We start from the raw sequence: 2,755 nt of genomic DNA, 5'->3' as shown, positions 1-2,755 counted from the left end.
CCCGCCCCCCGGGCCGGGGGGCCACGGCCGTGTGCGGCACCCTCCACCGCCCGCTCCGGCGCGGGTGCGGCGGTCCGATGAAGCCCGTCCCGCTCCCCCTCACCACAGCCCGGCCGTTCATCCCCGCCCAGCGGCCGCCTGTCGGCGTCACCGCGGCCGAGCTGCGCCAGGCCGCGCGCCAGGTGCTGCTGCGCAACTGGACGGGCGCCTCGACCGTTCCCTCCCGCAGCCTGTACCCGCACCAGTGGAGCTGGGACTCGGCGTTCGTCGCGATCGGCCTGCGCCACCTGTCGGCGCCGCGCGCCCAGCGCGAGCTGGAGACGCTGATGGCCGCCCAGTGGGGCGACGGCCGCGTCCCGCACATCGTCTTCAATCCGTCCGTGCCGCTCGGGGCGTACTTCCCCAGCCCGGACTTCTGGCGCTCCTCGACCGCCGGAGCCGGGGCCGGGGCGCCCGGGCACGTGGAGACCTCGGGAATCGTGCAGCCGCCCGTCCACGCGCTCGCCGTCTGGCTGGTGCACCGCGCCGACCCGGCGACCTCGCGGCGGCGCGGCTTCCTCAGACGCCTCTACCCGCGGCTGGTCGCCTGGCACCGCTATCTGACCGCCCACCGTGACCTGGGCGGGCACGGACTGGTGTCGGCCGTCCACCCGTGGGAGCCGGGCATGGACAACAGCCCGGCCTGGGACGCCCCCCTGTCCCGCGTGGAGCCGGCCGATCCCCGCTCCTTCCGCCGCTGCGACCTCGACCACGGCTCGGCCGCCGACCGCCCCACCGACCTGGACTACGGCCGGTACGTGCGGCTGGCGGCCGACTACCGCGACCACGGCTACCGGGACGCCGACGCCCCGCACCCGTTCGCGGTGGAGGACCCAGGTGTCAACGCCCTGCTGATCGCCTCCGAGCACGCCCTGGCGCAGATCGCCGCCGAGGTCGGGGCCGAGGGCCCGGAAGGCGACCCCGGCGGGCACCGCGCACGGGCCGCGCGGCTGACCGACGCCCTGGTGGAGCGCCTGTGGGACGAGCACAGCGGCATGTTCCTGTGCCGCGACGTACGAGCCGGTCACCGCGGCGAGCCGATCCGGGAGCGCAGCGCCGCCGGACTGGTGCCGCTGATCGTCCCCGGCCTGCCGCGGCGAATCGTCCGCACGCTGCTGCGCACCGTCGGCGGCGAGCACTTCGGGCTGGGCGACACCGTCCGCCTGGTGCCCAGCTACGACCTGAAGGGCCACGCCTTCGACTCGTGCCGCTACTGGCGGGGACCGGCCTGGTTCAACGTCAACTGGCTGGTGGAGCGGGGTCTGAGGCAGTACGGGCACACCAACCGGGCCGACTCCCTGCGCGCCGCGGTGCTGGCGTCGGCCGCCGCCTCCGGTTTCGCCGAGTACGTCGACCCGCACACCGGGGCGGGCCGGGGCGCCCGGGAGTTCAGCTGGACGGCGGCGCTCGCCCTGGACCTGCTCTCCCGCAGTGCCGACCGGTCCGCGGACCGCGCGGCGGTGCGCACCGGGATGCGCGTCGGGGCGCTGGTGCGCAGCGGCACGGCGGACTGAGCGGGCTCCCTGAGACCCCCGGAGGGTCCCGGGCCCGGAGCCCGGAGCCGGTTCAGCCGCCGGAGGTGTCCAGCTCTGCGTCGGCCGCGACGCCCGCGCGGTCGTACGGGTCGTCCAGCCAGCCGTCGGGCAGGGCCACCCGGTTGCGTCCGGAGGTGCGCCCGCGCGGGCCGTCCGCGCCCTTGGGCCACGGCTGGTCCAAGTCGAGCTCGCCCAGCAGATCCTCCAGCTCGGCGAGCGAGGACGCGACGGCCAGCCTCCGGCGCATCTCGGAACCGACCGGGAAGCCCTTGGTGTACCAGGCCACGTGCTTGCGGAAGTCGATCACCCCGCGCGCCTCGTCCTCCAGCCACTCCCCCAGCAGCCGGGCGTGCCGCAGCATCACCGCGGCGACCTCGCCCAGGGTGGGCTCGGCCCGCTCCGGCCTGCCCTCGCAGGCCGCCACCAGATCGCCGAAGAGCCACGGCCGGCCCAGGCAGCCGCGTCCGACCACGACGCCGTCGCAGCCGGTCTCGCGCATCATCCGCACCGCGTCGTCGGCCGACCAGATGTCGCCGTTGCCCAGCACCGGGATCTCGGGCACGGCCTCCTTCAGCGCGGCGATGGCGTCCCAGTCGGCGGTGCCGCCGTAGTGCTGGGCGGCGGTGCGGCCGTGCAGGGCGATGGCGGTGACGCCCTCCTCCACCGCGATGCGCCCGGCGTCCAGATAGGTGAGGTGGTCGTCGTCGATGCCCTTGCGCATCTTCATGGTCACCGGCAGCCCGCCGGCGCCGGTGACGGCCTCGCGCAGGATGGCCCGCAGCAGGTTCCGCTTGTACGGCAGCGCCGAGCCACCGCCCTTGCGGGTCACCTTGGGCACCGGGCAGCCGAAGTTGAGGTCGATGTGGTCGGCCATGTCCTCGTCGGCGATCATGCGGACGGCCTTGCCGACGGTCGCCGGGTCCACTCCGTAGAGCTGGATGGAGCGCGGCTTCTCGGTCTCGGCGAAGTGGACGAGCCGCATGGTCTTGGCGTCCCGCTCGACCAGTGCCCGGGTGGTGATCATCTCGCTGACGAACAGTCCCCGGCCACCGCTGTACTCGCGGCACAGCGTCCGGAACGGCGCGTTGGTGATCCCGGCCATCGGCGCGAGGACCACGGGCGGCCGGACCGTGTGCGGACCGATGGCGAGCTGCTGTGACATGGGGGCGGGCATCCTCGTC

2 protein-coding genes are annotated in these 2,755 nt (G+C 75.1%); one reads left to right on the top strand and one right to left on the bottom strand.

The features are described 5' to 3' along the window. Positions 1-77: 77 nt before the first annotated feature. Positions 78-1,553: a trehalase family glycosidase gene (locus tag L7D48_RS27905; protein ID WP_237883737.1), complete on the top strand. Its 1,476-nt coding sequence runs from the start codon at positions 78-80 to the stop codon at positions 1,551-1,553. Between the two features lie 52 nt (positions 1,554-1,605). Here the strand turns inward: L7D48_RS27905 and dusB are convergent, their stop codons facing one another. Further along, the gene (gene dusB / locus L7D48_RS27900; protein ID WP_374494062.1) at positions 1,606-2,748 is read right to left on the bottom strand and encodes a tRNA dihydrouridine synthase DusB; all 1,143 of its coding nucleotides are present in this window, start codon (positions 2,746-2,748) and stop codon (positions 1,606-1,608) included. Positions 2,749-2,755: the final 7 nt, after the last annotated feature.

It is taken from the genome of Streptomyces sp. ICN903 (assembly GCF_022015835.1).
Classification (GTDB): domain Bacteria; phylum Actinomycetota; class Actinomycetes; order Streptomycetales; family Streptomycetaceae; genus Streptomyces; species Streptomyces fenghuangensis.
Note: the sequence above shows the minus strand (reverse complement) of the source record. Positions and strands in the feature narration are given on the sequence as shown.